We start from the raw sequence: 20,880 nt of genomic DNA, 5'->3' as shown, positions 1-20,880 counted from the left end.
AAAAGCGCCCGGGGTCTCCCGGGCGCTTCTCTTTCAACCGTCCTCGCTCTGCTCTTTTCTATCAGTAAAGCCCGCCCGTGCCGCTGCCGACCTGCTGGTCGACGTCGCGCGGCGTGTTGAGCTGGCGCGGCCCGCCGCCGCCGCCGCCGCCCGAATAGGAGTCGGGCGGAGCGGTGCCGGGCTTGAAGGCTTCGAGGATCGTGCCCTGGCCGGACGAACGCAGTCCCGAGCGCGGATCGACGGAGATCAGCTTGATGCCCGGCGGCACGCGGAACGGCGCGTCCGGCTTGTCTTTCAACGCGACCGTCATGAAGTCGCGGAAGATCGGCGCGGCGTAGAGCGCGGCCTGCGCATGGTCGCCCATCGAGCGCGGCCGGTCGTAGCCGATATAGACGCCGACGCAAAGGTCGGGCGAAAAGCCGATGAACCAGAGGTCCTTCGCCTCGTTGGTGGTGCCGGTCTTGCCGGCGAGATGCTTGCCGACCGACTTGATCGACACGCCGGTGCCGCGCTGGATCACGCCTTCCATGATCGAGGTGATCTGATAGGCGGTCAGCGGATCGAGCACCTGCTCGCGCTTGTCGATCAGCTTGGGCTCGTTCTGATTGTCCCACTTCGCCGCGTCGCAGCCGAGGCACTGGCGCTCATCGTGGCGATAGATCGTCTTGCCCCAGCGGTCCTGCACGCGGTCGACCAGCGTCGCCTTGATGCGCTTGCCGCCATTCGCGAGCATCGAATAGCCGGTGACCATCTTCATCAGCGTGGTCTCGCCGGCGCCCAGCGACAGGGCGAGATAGGCGGGCATGTCGTCATAGATGCCGAAGCGCTTGGCGTATTCGGCGATGAGCGGCATGCCGACGTCCTTGGCGAGACGCACCGTCATCATGTTCTTCGAGTGCTCGACGCCGTAGCGCAGCGGATGCGCGCCGGTGCCGTGGCCGCCTTCGAAGTTTTCGGGCGTCCAGTAGCTGCCGTCGGCCTGCTGGATGGAGATCGGCTCGTCGAGGATCGACGAGGAGGGCGTGTAGCCATTGTCGAGCGCCGTGGCGTAGACGAAGGGCTTGAAGGAGGAGCCCGGCTGCCGCAGCGCCTGCGTCGCGCGGTTGAACTCCGACTGGTCGAAGGAGAAGCCGCCGACCATGGAGAAGACGCGGCCCGTATAGGGGTCCATCGCCACCATGGCGCCGGAAATGTCAGGGATCTGGCGCAGGCGATACTGCCCCGGGCGGGCGGCGAACGGCTCGACATAGATCACGTCGCCCACGGTGAGGGCGGCGCGCGGGCTGCGGCCGGTCCAGCGCATGCCCTCGGCGGTCAGCAGGCCGGTCTCGCGCTCGCGGGCGACTTCGCCGGATTTCTCGCGGCCGGGCTGCAATCCGATGCGTGCGCCCGAATCGTTCACGTCGAGAACCACGGCGAGCCGCCAGGGACGCACGTCGCCCAGCGCCGGAATGGCTGCGAGCGTCACGCCCCAGTCCGACGAGACGTCGATATGGTTCATCGCGCCGCGGAAGCCATGGGCCTCGTCGAAGCGGACGAGGCCGTCGGCGAGCGCCTTGCGGGTCCATGCCTGCATCTTCGGGTCGAGCGTGGTGCGGACCGAGAGGCCGCCCTCGTAGAGCGTCTTCTCGCCATAGCGCTCAAGCAATTCGCGGCGCACTTCCTCGGCGAAATAGCCGGCGACATAAGTGTTGGGCGAGAGCACGCGCGGATTGACGCCGAGCGGTTCGGCCTTCGCCTTGGCCGCCTCCTCGGCGGTCACGAAGCCGTCGGCCTCCATGCGGTCGATGACATAGTTGCGCCGCTCGATGGCGCGCTCGCGATGCTGGAAGGGATGGTAGTTGTTCGGCCCCTTCGGCAGGGCGGCGAGATAGGCGGCCTCCGCGAGCGTCAACTCGTTGACCGACTTGTTGAAGTAGTTCAGCGCGGCCGCGGCGACGCCATAGTTGCCGAGGCCGAGGTAGATCTCGTTGAGATAGAGCTCGAGGATGCGCTCCTTGGAATAGGCGGCCTCGATGCGGAAAGAGATCAGCGCCTCGCGGATCTTTCGGTCGATCGAACGCTCGTTGCCGACAAGGAAGTTCTTCGCCACCTGCTGGGTGATGGTCGAGGCGCCCTGCACATGGCGGCCGCCCTGCGCCAGCACGGTGAGGGCGCGCATCACGCCCTCGGGATCGATGCCGTTGTGCGTGTAGAAATTCTTGTCCTCGGCCGAGATGAAGGCCTGCTTGACCAATTGCGGAATGGCGGAGTTCGGCAGGAACAGCCGCCGCTCCTTCGAATATTCGGCGAGGATGGAGCCGTCGCCGGCGTGCATGCGGGTCGTGACCGGCGGCTCGTAGTTGCGCAGCTGCGCCGTGTCCGGCAGGTCCTTCGAATAGTAATAGATCAGCCCGGCGGCGGCCACCGCGCCAATGAGGAAGAGGATCGTCCCCGTTGCAAAGACAAAACCTAGAAACCTTGCGAGCAGTCGCATGAATTATCTTCCTCGCAGCATCGGGCCTTGAACGCCCGGGCCTGATATGGGGTCTGTTCCGCCATCTGTCTTCGACCTGTCCCAATTTTAATGGGACATCGCCGGAGAGGCGCGCATCGCGCCGACGCCTTATGCTTGTTGGACCTGGGGCCGAAACGGATATTCATTCCGCCTGTCGACCTTCAGCTTACGTTTGCTTTACCATCGCCGGCGCCTGTCAATCCAGTGGCTTTTGGCCGATCCGTCCATGCGCAACCTGCCGAAACCACGGGATGAACGCCAATTCTTGCGTCGATTGACGGGCTTACTCGTCACGCTCAAGCCAAGCGAACGCCGATAATTCCGTCCGCGCGCGACGCGCCTGCGCCGTCGCTCGCCTCCCTCAACTGACGCTCTTTTGTGTTTTATTGTGGGCGCTGCGCTGTTTCGGCTGGCGCTCGCGCCTCGCGGGCGCGGGTCGCGAAGAAAGCCTCGACCGCCTCGGCGGTCTTGCCCGCGGCGTGATCCCGCCATTCCGGCGAGGTCAGCCGGGCGAGGTCCTTCTCGCTCGAGAGATAGCCGAGCTCCAGCAAAACGGAGGGCACGTCGAACGCCTTTAGCACGACGAAGCCCGCGGAGCGGGCGGGATTCTTGTTGAGGCTGCCGGCGTCCTTCCAGCGCGAAATCAGCGCCTGCGAGAACTGGCGGCTGAAGGCGAGAGTCTCGCGCTGCGTGAGTTCGAACAATATGCCGCCGATCTCCTCCGCGTCCTCCTTGCGTTCGAGTCCGGCCGCCTGATCGGCGAGATTTTCCTTTTCCGCGATTCGGGCGGCCTCGGCGTCCGAGGCCTTGGCCGACACCGTGTAGACGGTCGCTCCTTCGACATGCGGCTCGGCCAGCGTGTCGGCGTGGATCGAGAGAAACAGGGCTGCGTTGCTGGCGCGGGCGAGGCGCACCCGCTCGTTGAGCGGGAGGAAGACGTCCTCGTTGCGGGTCATGACCGCGTGAAGCCGCCCGCCCGCCTCGATCTTGGCGGCGAGCACGCGAGCGAATTCGAAGACGATCGCCTTCTCCTGCTCGCCATGCTTGCCGGTCGCGCCCATGTCGACGCCGCCGTGGCCGGGGTCGATCACCACGACCGGTTTGCCGGAAGGGGCCGCGGGCGGGACGGCCGGTTGCGCCGCCGCAGGCGCCGGCAGGGCGGCGCTTTCGGCGGCGGCCGCGGCGAATTTGGCGGGGTCGGTCGGCGCGAGTTCGAGGATAAGGCGGGCCCCGTCCGTCACCGGCTCGCTTTCGGCGCGCAGGATCTTCGCCGGCCCCGCGAGATCGACGACGACGCGCGAACGCCCCGGCGCGAACTGGCCGTAACGGTACGATCTGACGAGCTTCGAGCCGGCCGGCGCGCGTCCCTCCTGCGGATCGATCCGGAAGGCGACCTCCGGCAGGTCCACGATGACGCGCGGGGGATCGGCGACCGGGTGGGCGCTCGCCTTGACGGCGCCGGTAAGATCGAAAATGAGCTTCGTGCGATCGGGAAGGGCCTCGACCCGGCTGGCGAACGCAGTCACGGTCTCGGGGCCGGCTCCGAAAGCGGAACAGGCGAAAAGGCCCCAGATCAGCGCCGACGTCGCGCCGATTCGCCCCGGCGCGCGCGCGAAAAGCCGCCCAAAGATTTGTTTGCGCTTCAAAAGCGACCGCCCCATTCCCCCTCGCTCCCACGCAAGGCTGCCAACTCGAGGTTGGCGTGTAAAGGATTTTGAAAGAAACTCCGTTAAGGGATCGTTAGCCTCTCCCGGTCCCGCCCGCCAGCCTCATATGTCAGGAAAATGGCGGCGCCTCGTTGCGGCGCTTGCGCGTTTCGCGGGCGCCAGCTATGAAGTAACGCGCTCTGTGGGAATCCCTGGGCCGGCCCGGCCGCATCGAGCCATGAAAGCCTGGGTCAGCGGATTTTCGGGACAGCAGTCTTTACGTCATGCGCGGCCCTGGCCGGTTGTGACGCATACTCGCCGCCTTCGGGCGTCGCGAAAGGTTTTTTGACGATCTCATGGCCACGACCATGACATGCGAAAAAGCGAAAAGTCTCCTCGCCCGGTCCGACCGAGCGGTGGACTTTCGCTTCTCTCGCGCGGGCCTTGGCCGCCTTGAACTGGGCCGCGGACTGAAATTCGGTCGCGCCCCGGATTGTCATCTCGTTCGGCTGATCGCCGCGACGCCCGGCCAAGGCCGGCGTCGGGCGGCACATCCCAGCGATCTGTCCGCCGGCCCTCGCGCCGGCCAGCGTGTTAGAGGCCTTCGGCCTTCTCCCCTTTCTCCGACAACAAGCGCACGCGCCGTCAGGCCGCGCCGAATAGCGGGCGCCGCATCCCCAACAGGATTGCGGCGCGGCCCGCCGGCGCCGACGCGCGCAGCGCTGCAAAGAGTTCCCCATGGCCAACAAAATGCTGATCGACGCCTCCCATCCGGAGGAAACCCGGGTGGTGGTGCTACGCGGTAACCGCGTTCAGGAATTCGACTTCGAGGCTGCCGACAAGAAACCGTTACGCGGAAATATCTATCTGGCGAAGGTGACGAGGGTCGAACCCTCGCTGCAAGCCGCCTTCGTCGACTACGGCGGCAATCGCCATGGTTTTCTGGCCTTCGCGGAAATCCATCCCGACTATTACCAGATCCCCGTCGCCGACCGTCAGGCGCTGCTGGAGGAGGAGAGCCGCGCCCATCGTCAGGACGAGGAGGAGGAGCATCACCGGCCGCACGGCCGCGGCCGCCGTTCGCGCCGCCGCCAGCATGAGGGCGCCGAGAAGCGCGCCAGCGCTGACGAGGCGCTGAGCAGCGAGCCGATCGACGTCGAGGCGCTGCTGGAGGCGGCCGCAATCGAGACGCAGGAAACGCCCGCCGATCAGACGTCAGCGGGCCCGTTCGCGCCGGAGAGCGCGGAGGAGCCCGCGCCGACAGCCGAGGCGGAGGGCGCTCCGGAGACTCCCTTCGCGCCCGCGGAAGAAGCGCTCGCCCCGGCCGACATCGAGGTCGAGGCCGAGGCTGTCGAGGAGCTCGAAGCCGAGTTGACGCGCGCCGAAGAGGCGCATCACACCATCTCCGTCGATCCGTCGGGCTTCGGCTCGGTGGAGGAAGGCGAGGCTGCTGAATACACTGCCGAGACCCAGGCCCCCGACCATGAGCTGAAGGCGTTCCGTCAGGACGAGCGCGACGAGGCGCGCGAGCGCGCCCGCGAGGAGTCGGCCGAGGAAGGCCCGGAGGGCGTCGCCGAGACGCAGGCCCGCGCCGATCATCCGGCCGACGAGGACCACGACGACGAGGAGCACGACGAAGAGGACGACGTCGAGCATATCGGCGGCGACGCCATGGACGAGGCTCCCTATCGCGCCGCCCGTTCGCGTCGCCAGTACAAGATTCAGGAAGTCATCAAGCGCCGGCAGGTGCTGCTGGTGCAGGTCGTCAAGGAAGAGCGCGGCAACAAGGGCGCGGCGCTCACCACCTATCTCTCGCTCGCCGGCCGCTATTCGGTGCTGATGCCCAACACCGCGCGCGGCGGCGGCATTTCCCGCAAGATCACGGACGGGGCCGACCGCAAGCGCCTCAAGGAAATCGTCCACGATCTCGAAGTGCCGGAGGGAATGGGCGTCATCCTGCGCACCGCCGGCGCCACCCGCACCAAGGCGGAGGTCAAGCGCGACTTCGAATATCTGCTGCGCCTTTGGGAGAGCGTGCGGGAGCTGACGCTGCGCTCGAGCGCGCCGACCCTCGTCTATGAGGAGGGTTCGCTCATCAAGCGCGCCATCCGCGACCTTTATGGCCGAGACGTGGAGGAGGTCGTGGTCTCCGGCGATGAGGCCTATCGCGAGGCCAAGGACTTCATGCGCATGCTCATGCCGAGCCATGCGAAGAATGTGAAGCAGCACCGCGAGGCCTTCCCGATCTTCGCCGAGAGCGGGGTCGAGGCGCAGCTCGACGCTATGTTCTCCAATCACGTCACGCTGAAGTCCGGCGGCTATCTGGTCATCAACCAGACCGAGGCGCTGGTCGCGATCGACGTGAACTCGGGCCGCTCGACGCGCGAGCACAATATTGAAGACACGGCGCTGCGCACGAATCTCGAAGCCGCGGACGAAGTCGCCCGCCAGCTGCGCCTGCGCGATCTCGCCGGCCTCATCGTCGTCGACTTCATCGACATGGAGGAGAGCCGCAACAATCGGGCGGTGGAGCGCCGCCTGAAGGACGGGCTCAAGAACGACCGAGCCCGCATCCAGGTCGGCCGCATCTCGCATTTCGGGCTGCTCGAAATGTCGCGCCAGCGCATCCGCGCGGGCGTCGTCGAAGGCTCGACCGTGCAATGCCCGCATTGCCTCGGCGCCGGTCATGTGCGCTCGACGGCCTCCGTCGCGCTGCATGTGCTGCGCGTGCTGGAGGAGGCGCTCATCAAGAGCGCGGCGCATGACGTGACGCTGCGCACCCGCGCCGTCGTCGCGCTCTACATCCTCAACCAGAAGCGCGCCCATCTGCACGAGCTGGAGAGCCGCTTCGGCGTCCACATCACCGTCGCGGCCGACGATACGCTGACTGGCGCGACCTATCACGCGCTGGAGCGCGGCGAACTCGCCAGCGGACCGCGCCTGCCGGCGGCGCCCGCGCCCTTGCGCGTCGACTCCTTGCGCGCCGAGCCGCTCGAGGAAGAGCCGGTCGAAGAGGAAGCGCTCGTCGAGACGGGCGAGGAGGGCGAGGACGAGATCGCCCGCGCCGAATCCCGCCGCGAAGAGCGCGTCGCCCGCAGCCGTTTCAACGGCGAAGAGGGCGAGGAAGGGGCGCAGCGCTCGCGCCGTCGCCGTCGCCGTCGCGGTCGAGGCGGCGGACAGGCCGGCGAGCAGATGCCGCTCGGCGCCGAACAGCCGTCGGACGAGGGCCTCGCCTTCATGGCCGCGATCGAGGGAGCGCCGGCGCCGCGCGAGCCGCGTCCGGAGCGAGCCGGCCGCGGCCGCGGCCCTGAACGCGGACCCGGCCGCTGGCGCCGTTCGGCGCCGCTGCCCGAGGAGTTCCGCCATCCCTCGGAGATTTTCCCGCTCGACGAGGGCGTCGTGGATGCGGCGGATTTCGTGTCGCCGGGCGAGGCGCATATGCCTCCCTTCGCGCCGGAGACCGTGAGCCTCGAGGCTGCGTCGCCGTCCGTTCCCGCTGCGCCTGTCGAGGAGGTGGCTCCGCCCGTCGAGGCTGCACAACCCGAGGCGGCGCAAGCCGAGGCGGCGTCTGTCGAGACGTCCGGCACCGCGTCTGCGCCTGTCGAACCCCAGGCTGTCGAACCTCAGGCTGTCGAATCCCAGGCTGAACTGGCGACCGAGCTGACGCCCGCGCCGCAACCTCCGGCTCCGCCGCGTCAACCGACCGAGGTGGTCATCACCGAGGCCGATCCCAACCGCCCCAAGAAGGGCGGCTGGTGGCAACGCGTGCGCACTCCATTCGGGGAGTGAGCGCGAGAGGCGCAGACAGGGTGAGGCGAGCGCGAGCCGGCGGCTCGCGCCCTTCGCCCCGGGCGTCTCAGCCGCGCGGCGCCTGGTCGCGAAGCCAGTCCTCGAGCCGCGCGACGCCTTCGGCGACCTGCGACGGGGCGCCGGCGTAGGAAAGGCGCAGGGTCGTCGCGCCGCGTCCGGGATCGAAATCGGGGCCGGGGGTCGCGGCGACGCCCGCTTCCGCCAGCATGCGTCTGCAGAAGTCCATCGATTCGCGGGTGAAGCGCGAGACGTCGGCGTAGATGTAAAAGGCGCCGTCCGGCGGAGCGAACCGGTCGAGTCCCATCGCCGGGAGGCGCTCCATCAGCAGCGCGCGGTTTTTCGCGTAAGCCGCACGGTTTTCCTCGAGTTCCCCGGTCGCGTCGAAAGCGGCGAGCGCCGCGCGCTGCGACAGCGTCGGGGCGCATATCGCGAGCGACTGCTGGAGCCGTTCGAGCGGACGCATCAGTTCCGGCGGCGCGATGAGCCAGCCGAGCCGCCAGCCGGTCATGGCGTAATATTTCGAGAAGGAATTGACGACGATGGCGCGATTCGTGAAACGGAGCGCCGTCTGGGCAGGCGCCGCATATTCGAGCCCGTGATAGATTTCGTCCGAGACGAAGACGATCCCCGCCTCGTCGCAATAGCGCGAGATGCGCTCCAGTTCCTGCGCGCCGATCATCGCGCCGGTGGGATTGGCGGGGCTCATGAACAGCGCGCCGTCGAGCCGCTTCTCGCGGTGCGCGGCGGCGAGCATGTCGGCTGTCGGCGCAAAGCGGGTCTGCGGCCCGACGTCGAGCGGGACCGCCTCCAGTCCGAGCGACGACAGAATATTGGCGTAGGCCGGATAGCCGGGCGCCGTGACGGCGATGCGCGCGCCGGCGTCGAAAGCCGCGAGCAGCGCGAGGAGAAATCCGCCTGAAGAACCCGTGGTGACGATCACGCGGTCCGGCGTCACGTCGACGCCGTAGCGTTCCCCGTAATGCGCCGCTATGCGCTCTCGCAGCCCGATCTCTCCGAGCGCCTCTCCATAGCCGAGCGCGCCGTCGCGCAACGCCGCCGCGGCGGCCTCGCGCACGAGACGGGGCGCCGGCGCGCCGGGTTCGCCGAGCTCCATATGGATGATGCGCCGCCCCGCCCGCTCCAGCGCCCGCGCCTCGCGCAACACGTCCATCGCCATGAAGGGGGCGACGGCGGAACGCCGGGAAGGCCGCAGGGGCGAAGTCATTAAGCATTTCCTTTCGTCGCGCGTCCGCAGAGGCGCATTTGTCGGTGTCGCTTCGGGGGTCTACCTGTAAAACAGCAGATGTTGTGAAGCGAGGTTCTTCGAAATGTACGAGTTGGGCACGGTCGAGCTGATCCAGCGACTTTCGATTGCGCTGGCGATCGGCCTGCTCATCGGTCTCGAGCGCGGGTGGAATACGCGCGACGAGCATGAGGGGGAGCGCGCCGCCGGGCTTCGCACCCATGGCCTCGCGGCGCTTCTCGGCGGCGTCTGGGGCGCCATCGCCGAGCATTTCGGCGGCGGCGGCGCGATCGCCCTAGCCATTGCCTTTGCGCTTTTCGGCGCGGTCATCGGCTTCTTCCGCTACCGCGAAACCGTGCGCCTCAACACATTCGGCGCGACGACGCTCGTCGCCGTGTTGCTCGCCTTCGCGCTCGGCGCTTTCGCGGTCGTGGGGGATCAGCAGGCCGCAGCGGCCGCTGCCGTCGCGACGACGACGCTTCTCGCACTCAAGCAGCTCCTGCATGGATGGGTGCAGCGGCTCACATGGCCGGAGCTGCGTTCCGGCCTCCTGCTGCTCGCGATGAGTTTCATCCTGCCGCCGGTGTTGCCCGACCATCCGATCGACCGCTGGGGCGCGATCAATCCATTCGAACTCTGGCTGTTGACGGTGCTGATCGGGGTCCTCTCCTTCGCCGGCTATGTCGCTGTGAAGATCGTCGGCTATCGCCGCGGCGTCGCCGTGGCGGGCATGGCGGGCGGCCTCGCTTCTTCCACCGCCGCGACGGTGGCCATGTCGCGTCTGGTCGCTGACTACCCGCGGCAGGTCAACGTGCTGACGGCGGGAGCGATCTTCGCCAACGCCGTCATGGGGCCGCGCGTCCTGACCGTTCTCGGCCTCGTCAATGGCGATCTCGCCATGCGGCTCGCGGCGCCGCTCATCGCGATCGGCCTTGTCTATACGCTGGGCGGCGCCCTGCTGATGATGCGTCGCGCCAGCGACGGCGCGGGCGCGAACGAGACGCTGGCGATCAGGAATCCGCTGGATTTGCCCGCGGTGCTGAAATTTAGCGCATTGCTCGCGACCGTGATGGTTCTCTCCAGGATCGCCACCCGCTTCGCCGGCAGCAAGGGCGTCTTCGCGCTCGCGGCGTTGTCCGGGATAGCCGACGTCGACGCGATCTCGCTGGCCTTGGCGCGCCAGGGCGTTGGCGAGATCGGTCTTGAATCCGCGGCGGTCGCGATTCTTCTGGCGATTGTCTCCAACACGATCGTCAAGGCGGGCATAGGCTGGTTCATCGGCGGCTGGGCGATGGGTCTTCGGTTCACGCTCGTATCGGTTCTGGCGCTGGGCGCCGGCGTCGCGGCGCTGATGACGGCGCCGGCCTTCGGCCTATAGCGCGCGCTCGTCCAGCGCGACGGATTTGACGAGCGCGAACACTTCGGCGCCGGCTGCTAATTCAAGTTCGGCGAGCGCGAGCCGCGTGACGGCGGCGACGAGTTTCTCCCCCCCGACGAGCTCCAGCGTGACGAAGGCGAGCGGGCTCTCGGTGGCGTCGATCTTGATGATGCGTCCCCGCAAAATGGTGCGCACGCTCGTGTCGGATGGCGGCGATTTCGCGAGCGCGACATCCGTCGCCTTTATCGCGACGCGCGTATGGCTTTCTTCAGCGAGCTGCGCGGCAACGAGAATTTCGCCCGCGGGATGCGCCAGTCGCGTCACGCCGAATCGCGCATCGACGGCTGCGACGTGCGCGGTCAGCGCATTGATGAGCCCGAAGCGTCCGCCCTCGATCAGCCGGCTCGCGCCGGGCAGAACGTCGAGCGGCGCGCCCTGCGCGACGATGCGGCCATGATCGAGAATGATCGCTTCGTCGGCGAGGCGCGCGATCTCTTCCGCAGAATGCGAGACGAGCACGATCGGCGTCCTGAATTCGTCGCGTAATCTTTCGATCAGCGTCATGATTTCCTGCCGCCGCGCGTAATCGAGCGACGCCATGGGTTCGTCCATCAGCAGCAGGCTCGGTGAGGACAGAAGCGCGCGGGCGAAGCCGACGCGCTGGCGCTCGCCCCCCGAAAGCGACGCCGGGCGACGGTCGAGAAGGTGACCGACGCCGAGCGTCTCGATGATGGCGTCGAAAGGCGCCGTGCGCTCGGTCTTCGGCGTGAAGTAGCGGCCGAACAGAATATTCGTGCGCACACTGAAGTGTGGAAAGAGCAGCGCGTCCTGGAAGACGACGCCGATGCGGCGTTTCTCCGGCGGCGTAAAAAGTCTGCGCTCCGTATCGACCAGCGTCACGCCATCGATCGCAATGCGTCCCCTGTCCGGACGCAACAGGCCGGCGATGAGATGGGCAAGCGTCGTCTTGCCGGCGCCCGATGGACCATGGAGCGCGAGAACGCGCGCGCGGCTCTCGAAAGCGCAGGCGAGGTCGAACCCCTTGTGCGCGAGACCTATGTCCAGCGAGATCATTTGCGCGCGATCCATCGCGACTGCAAAGCTTCCGACGCGAGAAGCGCGGCCACGGCGATCGCGGCCGAAATCGCAGCAAGCCGCATGGCGGAAGCGTCGCCGTCCGGCGCCTGCAGCAGCGCATATATTGCGGCCGGTATGGTGCGCGTCTCGCCGGGGATGCTCGAGACGAAAGTGATCGTCGCGCCGAATTCGCCGAGCGCCTTGGCGAAGCCGAGAATCGCGCCGACCAGAACGCCATTCGCCGCGAGAGGCAATTCAACGAGGGCGAAAGCATAAGCTCTGCTGGCACCGAGCGAGCGCGCGGCCGTCGTGAGACGTGGATCGACGCCCTCGAAAGCGAGACGCACGGGCCGCACCATGAGCGGAAAGCTCATCACGGCGGCGGCGAGCGCCGCGCCGGTCCAGCGAAACGCGAAGACGATCCCGAAATGGTTTGCGAGAAAGGCGCCGATCGGACCGTGGCGGCCGAAAAGAAGCAACAGCGCGAAGCCGGTGACGACCGGCGGCATCACGAGCGGCAGATGCACCAGCGCATTGATCGCGGCGTGTCCTGGAAATCGCCAACGCGCGAGCGCATAACCGATGACGATAGCGAGGGGCAGGGCGGCGAGGATCGCGACGCTCGCGACTTTCACGCTGAGGCCGATGGCGGTGAGATCGTCAGCCGAAAGGTCGAACACTGTCCTGGCGTTGCGCCTGTATGAAACGAACCTGAAGCGCTGCGGCCCACTTGCCTTCCGGACCGCGCGCCTTCAGGCTCGCAAGAATCATGTCAGACCGCGGCGCTGATCCAGCGCGACAGTTCGCCCTTCGCGGCCGCGCCGACCTTCTGCGCGGCGGCCTTGCCGTCCTTGAAGATGATCAGCGTCGGGATCGACCGGATGCCGAGCTTGCTGGCGACGGCCGGATTCTCGTCGATGTTGAGCTTGACCACTTTGACCTTGCCCTTCATCTCCGCGGCGATTTCTTCCAAGGCGGGCGCAATCATGCGGCAGGGTCCGCACCACTCGGCCCAGAAGTCGACAACGACGGGCTCGGCGGATTTCAACACTTCCTGCTCGAAAGTGGCGTCGGTAATTTTTTGCGTGGACATGAGGGGCCTTTCGTTGCGGGCCTTTTTAAAAGGATTCCGGCTGGAAAGTAGGAACGGCGCCGTCGCGCGTCAAGCACAAGCCGGGCGCATGCGCTCTATTGCTCGAGCTTATCGGATGAGAGGGAAAATCTATGAAGGGTCCTTAAACACAAAGAGCGGGGACGGCCGGGCCGATCCCCACTCTTTGGCACCCTGTCCTTTAACCGGCGTGAGCGCCTGGTCCCGAAGTCTTTGTGTCGCTTCGATAACCCCTCGCAGCGGCTCGTTCGTCGAGCCATGTCGCGAGTTGCGTTCCTACCGGCGTCCTCCCCGACTTGGACCGTTGCTGGGACTTAGAAAAGCTTAAACGCACTTTACGCTTAGGCTTACCCAATCAACTTGGCGAGACGGACACTATGACAAATTACATGGGCTGTCACTCGAAAATGTGCAGTCTGGCGAAATTTCAAGTCACATGCCGGGCAATTGAGCAATGCTCGCAAACCGGCGTGTCATAATGACGCAAAAGAAAAGAGCGCGGCTGTCCGCCGCGCTCGCATAAGTTGCAATCTGACGCATCCTTACAAAGGAATGTTGTCATGCTTCTTCCAGGGATTTTCCAGTTCCTTGTGACGCAGCAGCGCGAGCGCGCGCGCGATTCGCTTGCGCGTGCTATGCGGCATGATCACCTCGTCGATGTAGCCGCGCTCCGCGGCGACGAATGGTGAAAGGAAGCGGTCTTCATATTCCTTCGTGCGCTGCGCGATCTTGTCGGGATCGCCGATGTCGGCGCGGAAGATGATCTCGACGGCGCCCTTGGCGCCCATCACCGCGATTTGCGCCGACGGCCATGCGTAGTTGACGTCGCCGCGCAGATGTTTCGAGGCCATGACGTCATAGGCGCCGCCGAAAGCCTTGCGGGTGATGACCGTCACTTTCGGAACTGTAGCTTCAGCGTATGCGAAGAGCAGTTTCGCGCCATGCTTGATGAGGCCGCCATATTCCTGCGCCGTGCCCGGCAGGAAGCCCGGCACGTCGACGAAGGTGACGATCGGAATGTTGAAGCAGTCGCAGAACCGCACGAAGCGCGCCGCTTTCTTCGACGCGTCGATGTCGAGCACGCCGGCGAGCACCATCGGCTGGTTGGCCACAATGCCGACTGTACGCCCCTCGACGCGGCCGAAGCCGATGACGATGTTCTTTGCGTGCGCTTCCTGAAGCTCGAAGAAATCGCCCTCGTCGACGACCTTCGTGATCAGCTCCTTGATGTCGTAAGGCTTGTTCGGATTGTCGGGGATCAGCGTGTCGAGCGAATTGTCGAGACGGTCGACGTCGTCGAAGCTTGGCCATTCCGGCGGCTCCTCCGTGTTGGAGGAGGGCAGGAAGTCGATGAGGCGGCGCATCTGCAAAAGCGCCTCCACGTCATTGTCGTAGCCGCGGTCGGCGATGGAGCTCTTCGTCGTGTGGACGGAGGCGCCGCCGAGCTCCTCCGCCGTGACGGTCTCGTTCGTGACGGTCTTCACCACGTCCGGGCCGGTGACGAACATGTAGCTCGTGTCGCGCACCATGAAGATGAAGTCGGTCATCGCGGGCGAATAGACGTCGCCGCCGGCGCAAGGGCCCATGATCAGCGAGATCTGCGGAATGACGCCCGAGGCCATCACATTGCGCTGGAAGACCTCGCCATAGCCGCCGAGCGCCGCGACGCCCTCCTGGATGCGCGCGCCGCCCGCGTCGAACAGGCCGATGATCGGTGCGCGGTTCTTGAGCGCCATGTCCTGAAGCTTGGTGATCTTCTGCGCATGCGTCTCGGAAAGCGAGCCGCCGAAGACGGTGAAGTCCTTGGCGAAGACGAAGATGGCGCGGCCATTGACCGTGCCCCAGCCGGTGACCACGCCGTCCCCCGAGGTCTTCTCGCCCTGGTCCATGCCGAAGTCCGTGCAGCGATGCGTCACGAACATGTCGAATTCTTCGAAAGATCCCTGATCGAGCAGCAATTCGATTCGTTCGCGCGCCGTCAGTTTGCCGCGAGCGTGCTGCGCCTCGATGCGCTTGTGGCCGCCGCCCAGTCGCGCGGAGGCGCGGCGTTGTTCGAGACCGTCGATAATATGTTTCATGTCCAGCCCTGTTCGTCGTTCGTCGATATTTTCCTGCGCGCTTATAGTTTGCGCGAGCCGAGGCGCCAACGGGCGATATCGGCGCCCGTCAGCATGTAGAGCTGGTCGGGCGACGTCCGCTCCGCGAGATTAACGAGGTCCGTGCTCACGCCCATCATGCTCGCGTAACGCGAGAGCGTGGCGCGCATGCCGCCGTCATCGTAATTGCGCTCACGCACCAGCCCGCCTTCGGCGAGGTCGAAGCTCGTGGAATAATTGAACATCCTATGAACGCCGACGCGGCTTTCCGGCGGAATGACGCGCTTCTTGCCGCCCATCAGCGCATAGACGCAGGCCGAGTAGCAGCGGCCGGCCGCGACCGCCATGGCGCCGGAGGACTGGTCCGCAGCCGGCCGCGCGACGATAACCGCCATGCCGAGGCGACGAATCGCCTGGCCGAGCTCCATTGAGGCGACGACCTTGCCGCCGGGGGAATCGAGCAGAACGATTCCGTGAAGATTGCCGCCGCCGACGTTCTGGCGAACGAAAGCCAGAAAGGCGTCCGGCGTTCCCTCGACGATCTCGCCCTGCGCGGCGATCACCTGCGGGCAGCGCGCGCCGCAGGCGCCCGAGCCGAGACCGACGACGCGAAAGCCCATGTCCTCCGCGCGCGCCGCGAGGGTCGGGTGAAGGAGCGTCGAGAGAAGGAGAAGGAGAAAAAGTCGCAACAGCACGGCGCCGCTCTTGCCCATGTAATTCAAGTTTCCGCACTCGCTGTCGTTTCGCCGTCTGGCGTCGCAGACGATCCTAAAGCGTCATTGCGCCGCGGTGAAGAGGCCGGGCGGAGGCTTTTTCATAGAAAAACGAGCGACAACTCCTCGCTCGAGCATAGGAGACGCCGCTGACGGGCTGGAGGGCGCGCTCCGCCGGACAGATCGGATCTTCCCATGTCCGCGTCGGGCGTTGTGGCGCCGCCGTCAGCCTCGTCGGCGCGATCGCCGTCGACTTGTCTCTTCCATGAAGCATATTCTAGGAAATGGTGGGCGGTGAGAGGATCGAACTCCCGACATTCTCGGTGTAAACGAGATGCTCTACCAGCTGAGCTAACCGCCCGAAAGCGTCCAGAACGCGGCCGCGAGAACGCTTTTAAAGACGCCGCGAACGCGAGGCAAGCGGACAGGAAGATGTGAAACGGGAACGGCCATCGGAAGCGTTCCGACGGCCGTGAAAGGAATCCTGACTGCTCACCCCATTCGCCCGGAGCGCGGGCGTTTTACTTCGCCTTGTTGAGCGCGGCCTTCAGCGTCGCGCCAGGCTTGAAGCGGGCGCTCTTCGAGGCCGGAATCTTGATCTCTTCGCCGGTCGCCGGATTGCGGCCCTTGCCGGCGGCGCGCTTCTTCACCGAGAAGGTGCCGAACCCGACGAGACGGACTTCGTCGCCCTTTTTCAGCGCCTTGGTGATGCCGTCGATCACAGCGTCGATCGCAGCAGCCGCCGCAGCCTTCGAGGTCTCCGTCTCGTTCGCGACGTGCTCGACCAGTTCCAATTTGTTCATGGCCTTTTCCTTCTCCAATCGCGCTGCGGGGCCGACGATCTTCCGCTGGAAACCGTGCCGCGGCCTCGAATCGTCAGCGCGTAGCGATGGGGAGTGTTGGGTCCGAATCGCAGGAAAAGCAAGGCGTTCACGGCGGACAGAGCCAGAAACCGCCGGAAAACCGGGGAAAATCCCCGCTGCAACGCGGAAAGACCGGAAAACAGGCCGGTTGCGCGATTTTTGAACGGCGACGCGGGCCTTTCGGCGCGACGCTCCAACGAAAAGAGCCCCGTCTGCTCGACGAGGCTCTCATCATGGTTTTGACTGGCCGCGGTCAGTGCGCCCGAACGCCCGAGCCGTCGTCTTCGGCTATCCCGGAGCGCTTCGAGAGCGCCGCGGCGTCCTCCTCCCAAACGATCGGCGTGGGCTGGGAGACCAGCGCGTGCTGGAGAACTTCCTCCATCCGCGCCACCGGCACGATTTCGAGCCCGTTCTTCACCGCGTCCGGGATGTCCGCCAGATCCTTGGCGTTCTCCTCCGGGATCAGCACCTTCTTGATTCCGCCGCGCAACGCCGCGAGCAGTTTCTCCTTCAGGCCGCCGATCGGCAGGACACGGCCGCGCAAGGTGATTTCGCCAGTCATGGCGATATCGGCGCGAACCGGAATGCCGGTGATGATCGAGACGATCGCCGTGGCCATCGCCACGCCTGCCGACGGTCCATCCTTCGGCGTCGCGCCTTCCGGCACATGCACGTGAATGTCGCGGCGGTCGAACAGCGGCGGCTCGACGCCGAAGTCGACGGCGCGCGAGCGGACATAGGACGCCGCCGCGGAGATCGACTCCTTCATCACGTCGCGCAGATTGCCCGTGACCGTCATCTTGCCCTTGCCGGGCATCATGACGCCTTCGATCGTCAGCAATTCGCCGCCGACCTCCGTCCAGGCGAGGCCCGTGACGACGCCCACCTGATCCTCTAGTTCCGCCTGGCCGTAGCGATATTTCGGAACGCCCAGATAGTCCGCGATATTGTCCGCCGTGACGACGATCCTGGCCGTCTTCTTGAGCAGGATCTCCTTCACCGCCTTGCGGGCGAGGTTGGAGATTTCACGCTCCAGATTGCGCACGCCCGCTTCGCGCGTATAGCGGCGAATGAGTTCGAGCAGGCCGTCCTCGGCGATCATCCATTCCTCCGGCGCGAGGCCGTGCTTGTGCACCGCATTGGGGATGAGGTGCTTGCGCGCGATCTCGGCCTTCTCGGCTTCCGTGTAGCCGGCGATGCGGATGATCTCCATGCGGTCCATCAGCGGCGCCGGAATGTTCAGCGTGTTCGCGGTTGTCACGAACATGACATTCGAAAGGTCGTAGTCGACCTCGAGGTAATGATCGTTGAACGAAGCGTTCTGCTCCGGGTCCAGCACCTCGAGCAGCGCCGATGACGGATCGCCCCGGAAGTCCATGCCCATCTTGTCGATCTCGTCGAGCAGGAAGAGCGGGTTGGACGTCTTGGCCTTGCGCATCGACTGGATGATCTTGCCGGGCATCGAGCCGATATAGGTGCGGCGATGCCCGCGGATTTCCGCTTCGTCACGCACGCCGCCGAGCGACATGCGAACGAATTCGCGCCCCGTGGCCTTCGCGATCGACTTGCCGAGCGACGTCTTGCCGACACCGGGCGGGCCGACGAGACACAGGATCGGGCCCGTTAGCTTGTTGGCGCGGCTCTGCACGGCGAGATATTCGAGGATGCGCTCCTTGACCTTCTCGAGGCCGAAATGCTCCGCGTCGAGCACTTCCTCGGCCTGTCCCAGATCACGCTTCACCTTGGAGCGCTTGCCCCACGGGATCGACAGGATCCAGTCGAGATAGTTGCGCACCACCGTGGCTTCGGCCGACATGGGCGACATCTGGCGCAGCTTCTTGAATTCGGCGACCGCCTTGTCGCGCGCCTCCTTCGAGAGCTTGGTGTTCTTGATGCGCTCCTCGAGCTCGGCGAGATCGTCCTTGCCGTCCTCGTCGCCCAGCTCCTTCTGGATCGCCTTCATCTGCTCGTTGAGATAATATTCGCGCTGCGTCTTCTCCATCTGGCGCTTGACGCGCGTGCGAATACGTTTCTCGACCTGAAGGACGGAGATTTCACTCTCCATCAGCGACAGGCACTTCTCAAGACGGCGGGCGACGTTGATCGTCTCCAGCACGTCCTGCTTGTCGGCGATCTTGACCGAAAGATGCGAGGCGATGGTGTCGGCGAGCTTCGAGAAATCGTCGATCTGCGTCACCGCGCCGACGACCTCGGACGACACGCGCTTGTTGAGCTTCACATAGCTTTCGAATTCGGCGACGACCGAGCGGCCGAGCGCCTCGACTTCGACGGGCGAACCCATGTCGTCGGCGATGGCTTCCGCGTCGGCCTCATAGTAATCGTCGGTGCGCGAATAATTGCGCACGCTGGCGCGGGCCACGCCCTCCACGAGCACTTTCACCGTGCCGTCGGGAAGCTTGAGAAGTTGCAGCACCGAGGCGAGCGTGCCGACCGAATAGATCGCGTCGGTCGCCGGGTCGTCGTCGCCGGCGTTCTTCTGCGTGGCGAGCAGGATCAGCCGGTCGGTCTTGGTGACCTCCTCCAGCGCCCGGATGGATTTCTCGCGCGCCACGAAAAGGGGCACGATCATGTGCGGAAAGACGACGATGTCGCGCAGGGGCAGGACAGGATAGCTATCAACCGCACCCGGCGTGATGGCGTCGCGCTTTTCGTTCGTCATTTGGTCTCGTCCTGTCATCGTTGCGCGTCCCAGTATAGGCGACGCGGACTACTGTGCCGAGCGGATTTTGGGACTAGCAAAGTTTGGGCCGCGGGGCGTTCGCTCATGCGCCCGCACGCCCGTCGAGGCTCCCGGCTTGTCTCAGCCCGCACAACCTCGTTAACGGAGAAATGGGATACGCGAACTGGCGATTCAAGGACGCTGCAAGCCGCGGATGAGCGCGGCTTGCGTCAGGTCAAGGATATGGCGTCGGCGCGCGCATCATGCGCTGGCGCCGCCGCTCTTCTCGTTGCGTTCCGCATAAATATACAACGGACGCGCCTTGCCCTCGACGACTTCGGGGCCAATCACCACCTGCTCGACGCCCTCGAGGCCCGGCAGGTCGAACATCGTGTCGAGCAGAATGCCCTCCATGATCGAGCGCAGGCCACGGGCGCCGGTATGGCGTTCGATGGCCTTGCGAGCGACGGCGGACAGCGCGTCGTCCTGGAAGGTGAGCTCGACATTCTCCATCTCGAACAGCCGCTGATACTGCTTGACCAGCGCGTTCTTGGGCTCGGTGAGGATCTTCTTCAGCGCGTCCTCGTCGAGATCCTCGAGCGTCGCGATCACCGGCAGGCGGCCGACGAACTCCGGAATCAGACCGAATTTCAACAAATCTTCGGGTTGCACCTGACGGAAGATGTCGCCGGTGCGGCGGTCGTCCGGCGCCTGAACCGTGGCGCCGAAACCGATCGACGTGGAGCGTCCGCGCGCCGAGATGATCTTCTCGAGGCCGGCGAAGGCGCCGCCGCAGATGAACAATATGTTCGTCGTGTCGACCTGCAGGAACTCCTGCTGCGGATGCTTGCGCCCGCCCTGCGGCGGCACGGAGGCGACCGTGCCCTCCATGATCTTGAGCAGCGCCTGCTGGACGCCCTCGCCCGACACGTCTCGGGTAATGGACGGATTGTCGGATTTGCGGGAAATCTTGTCGATTTCGTCGACATAAACAATGCCGCGCTGGGCGCGTTCGACATTGTAGTCGGAGGCCTGCAGCAGCTTCAGGATGATATTTTCGACATCCTCGCCGACATAGCCCGCCTCGGTCAGCGTCGTGGCGTCGGCCATGGTGAAGGGCACGTCGAGGATGCGGGCGAGCGTCTGCGCGAGCATGGTCTTGCCGACGCCGGTCGGGCCGATCAGCAGGATGTTCGACTTTGCGAGCTCCACGTCGCCGTGCTTGGTGGCGTGGTTCAGTCGCTTGTAATGATTGTGGACCGCGACCGACAGGACGCGCTTCGCCTGCGCCTGGCCGATCACATAATCGTCCAGAACCTTGCAGATTTCCCGCGGGGTGGGAATGCCGTCTCGCTGCTTGACCAGCGAGGACTTGTTCTCCTCGCGGATGATGTCCATGCAGAGTTCGACGCATTCGTCGCAGATGAACACCGTCGGACCGGCGATCAGCTTGCGGACTTCGTGCTGGCTCTTCCCACAAAACGAGCAGTAAAGCGTGTTCTTGGAATCGCCGCCGCCGACTTTGCTCATGTTATTCTCCTGAAGGGGCGATCCGACGACGAATCGACCCAAACATGTGTTACCGGCATCAGCCTAACAAAAGGTGGAAAGCGATGTTTGCGTTTCCGCCTTTCGGGGTCTACCGCGTCGACGCGTTCCTGCGCCTGTGTGCCCGCACCTCAAGGCTCCCATTTTATTGGAGGCCGGCCCGGTTTTGCAACCTTGTCATAAATGAACCGGATAGCAAGTTCCGGGCCTGGGGCGGT

At 65.4% G+C, this 20,880-nt stretch carries 14 protein-coding genes and 1 tRNA gene; 2 read left to right on the top strand and 13 right to left on the bottom strand.

Annotation, left to right across the window (positions count from 1 at the left end; all coding sequences use genetic code 11):
- Positions 1–61: 61 nt before the first annotated feature.
- From MET49242_RS13575 to MET49242_RS13565, 3 genes are all read right to left on the bottom strand, one after another.
- A complete protein-coding gene (locus MET49242_RS13575; RefSeq protein WP_036283578.1) occupies positions 62–2,476 on the bottom strand; it encodes a penicillin-binding protein 1A in 2,415 nt (804 codons plus the stop codon).
- Between the two features lie 404 nt (positions 2,477–2,880).
- The gene (locus MET49242_RS13570) at positions 2,881–4,143 is read right to left on the bottom strand and encodes an N-acetylmuramoyl-L-alanine amidase (RefSeq protein WP_244430815.1); all 1,263 of its coding nucleotides are present in this window, start codon (positions 4,141–4,143) and stop codon (positions 2,881–2,883) included.
- A 251-nt stretch (positions 4,144–4,394) separates the two neighbouring features.
- Positions 4,395–4,697, bottom strand: coding sequence for a hypothetical protein (locus MET49242_RS13565; RefSeq protein WP_036283577.1), 303 nt, complete (start codon positions 4,695–4,697; stop codon positions 4,395–4,397).
- 184 nt (positions 4,698–4,881) lie between these two features.
- Between MET49242_RS13565 and MET49242_RS13560 the strand changes: the two genes are divergently transcribed.
- Positions 4,882–7,932: a ribonuclease E/G gene (locus MET49242_RS13560; RefSeq protein WP_036283575.1), complete on the top strand. Its 3,051-nt coding sequence runs from the start codon at positions 4,882–4,884 to the stop codon at positions 7,930–7,932.
- A 67-nt stretch (positions 7,933–7,999) separates the two neighbouring features.
- Here the strand turns inward: MET49242_RS13560 and MET49242_RS13555 are convergent, their stop codons facing one another.
- Positions 8,000–9,178, bottom strand: coding sequence for an aminotransferase class I/II-fold pyridoxal phosphate-dependent enzyme (locus MET49242_RS13555; RefSeq protein ID WP_036283574.1), 1,179 nt, complete (start codon positions 9,176–9,178; stop codon positions 8,000–8,002).
- Positions 9,179–9,281: 103 nt separating this feature from the next.
- Here MET49242_RS13555 and MET49242_RS13550 point away from each other — a divergent pair, with 103 nt between their 5' ends.
- Complete coding sequence (locus MET49242_RS13550; RefSeq protein WP_036283573.1) at positions 9,282–10,574, top strand: MgtC/SapB family protein; 1,293 nt, start codon at positions 9,282–9,284, stop codon at positions 10,572–10,574.
- On the opposite strand, the gene modC is transcribed toward MET49242_RS13550, so the two are convergent.
- From modC to clpX, 9 genes are all read right to left on the bottom strand, one after another.
- Positions 10,569–11,648, bottom strand: a complete 1,080-nt coding sequence (modC, locus tag MET49242_RS13545) for a molybdenum ABC transporter ATP-binding protein (protein ID WP_036288095.1) — start codon at positions 11,646–11,648, stop codon at positions 10,569–10,571. The two genes, MET49242_RS13550 and modC, sit on opposite strands and share 6 nt — an antisense overlap.
- Positions 11,645–12,331 (bottom strand): molybdate ABC transporter permease subunit, encoded by a 687-nt coding sequence (gene modB / locus MET49242_RS13540; protein ID WP_036283571.1) that lies wholly within the window; start codon positions 12,329–12,331, stop codon positions 11,645–11,647. Before modB ends, modC begins: the two co-directional genes overlap by 4 nt.
- A 92-nt stretch (positions 12,332–12,423) precedes the next feature.
- On the bottom strand, positions 12,424–12,744 hold the full coding sequence (gene trxA, locus MET49242_RS13535; RefSeq protein WP_036283570.1) for a thioredoxin: 321 nt from the start codon (positions 12,742–12,744) through the stop codon (positions 12,424–12,426).
- A gap of 560 nt (positions 12,745–13,304) precedes the next feature.
- Positions 13,305–14,840 carry an acyl-CoA carboxylase subunit beta gene (locus MET49242_RS13530; protein ID WP_036283569.1) on the bottom strand — a complete coding sequence of 512 codons (1,536 nt, stop codon included), beginning with the start codon at positions 14,838–14,840 and terminating at the stop codon, positions 13,305–13,307.
- 41 nt (positions 14,841–14,881) lie between these two features.
- On the bottom strand, positions 14,882–15,571 hold the full coding sequence (locus MET49242_RS13525; protein ID WP_227966186.1) for a hypothetical protein: 690 nt from the start codon (positions 15,569–15,571) through the stop codon (positions 14,882–14,884).
- A 285-nt stretch (positions 15,572–15,856) separates the two neighbouring features.
- Positions 15,857–15,932 (bottom strand) — tRNA-Val (locus tag MET49242_RS13515).
- A gap of 160 nt (positions 15,933–16,092) precedes the next feature.
- Complete coding sequence (locus MET49242_RS13510) at positions 16,093–16,392, bottom strand: HU family DNA-binding protein (RefSeq protein WP_227966177.1); 300 nt, start codon at positions 16,390–16,392, stop codon at positions 16,093–16,095.
- A 295-nt stretch (positions 16,393–16,687) separates the two neighbouring features.
- On the bottom strand, positions 16,688–19,114 hold the full coding sequence (gene lon / locus MET49242_RS13505; protein ID WP_036283566.1) for an endopeptidase La: 2,427 nt from the start codon (positions 19,112–19,114) through the stop codon (positions 16,688–16,690).
- Positions 19,115–19,375: 261 nt separating this feature from the next.
- Positions 19,376–20,644, bottom strand: coding sequence for an ATP-dependent Clp protease ATP-binding subunit ClpX (gene clpX / locus MET49242_RS13500; protein ID WP_036288088.1), 1,269 nt, complete (start codon positions 20,642–20,644; stop codon positions 19,376–19,378).
- Positions 20,645–20,880 lie beyond the last annotated feature (236 nt).

The organism is Methylocystis sp. ATCC 49242 (assembly GCF_000188155.2).
Classification (GTDB): domain Bacteria; phylum Pseudomonadota; class Alphaproteobacteria; order Rhizobiales; family Beijerinckiaceae; genus Methylocystis.
The sequence above is the reverse complement of the archived record's forward strand: the minus strand, read 5'-3'. Positions and strand labels throughout refer to the sequence as shown.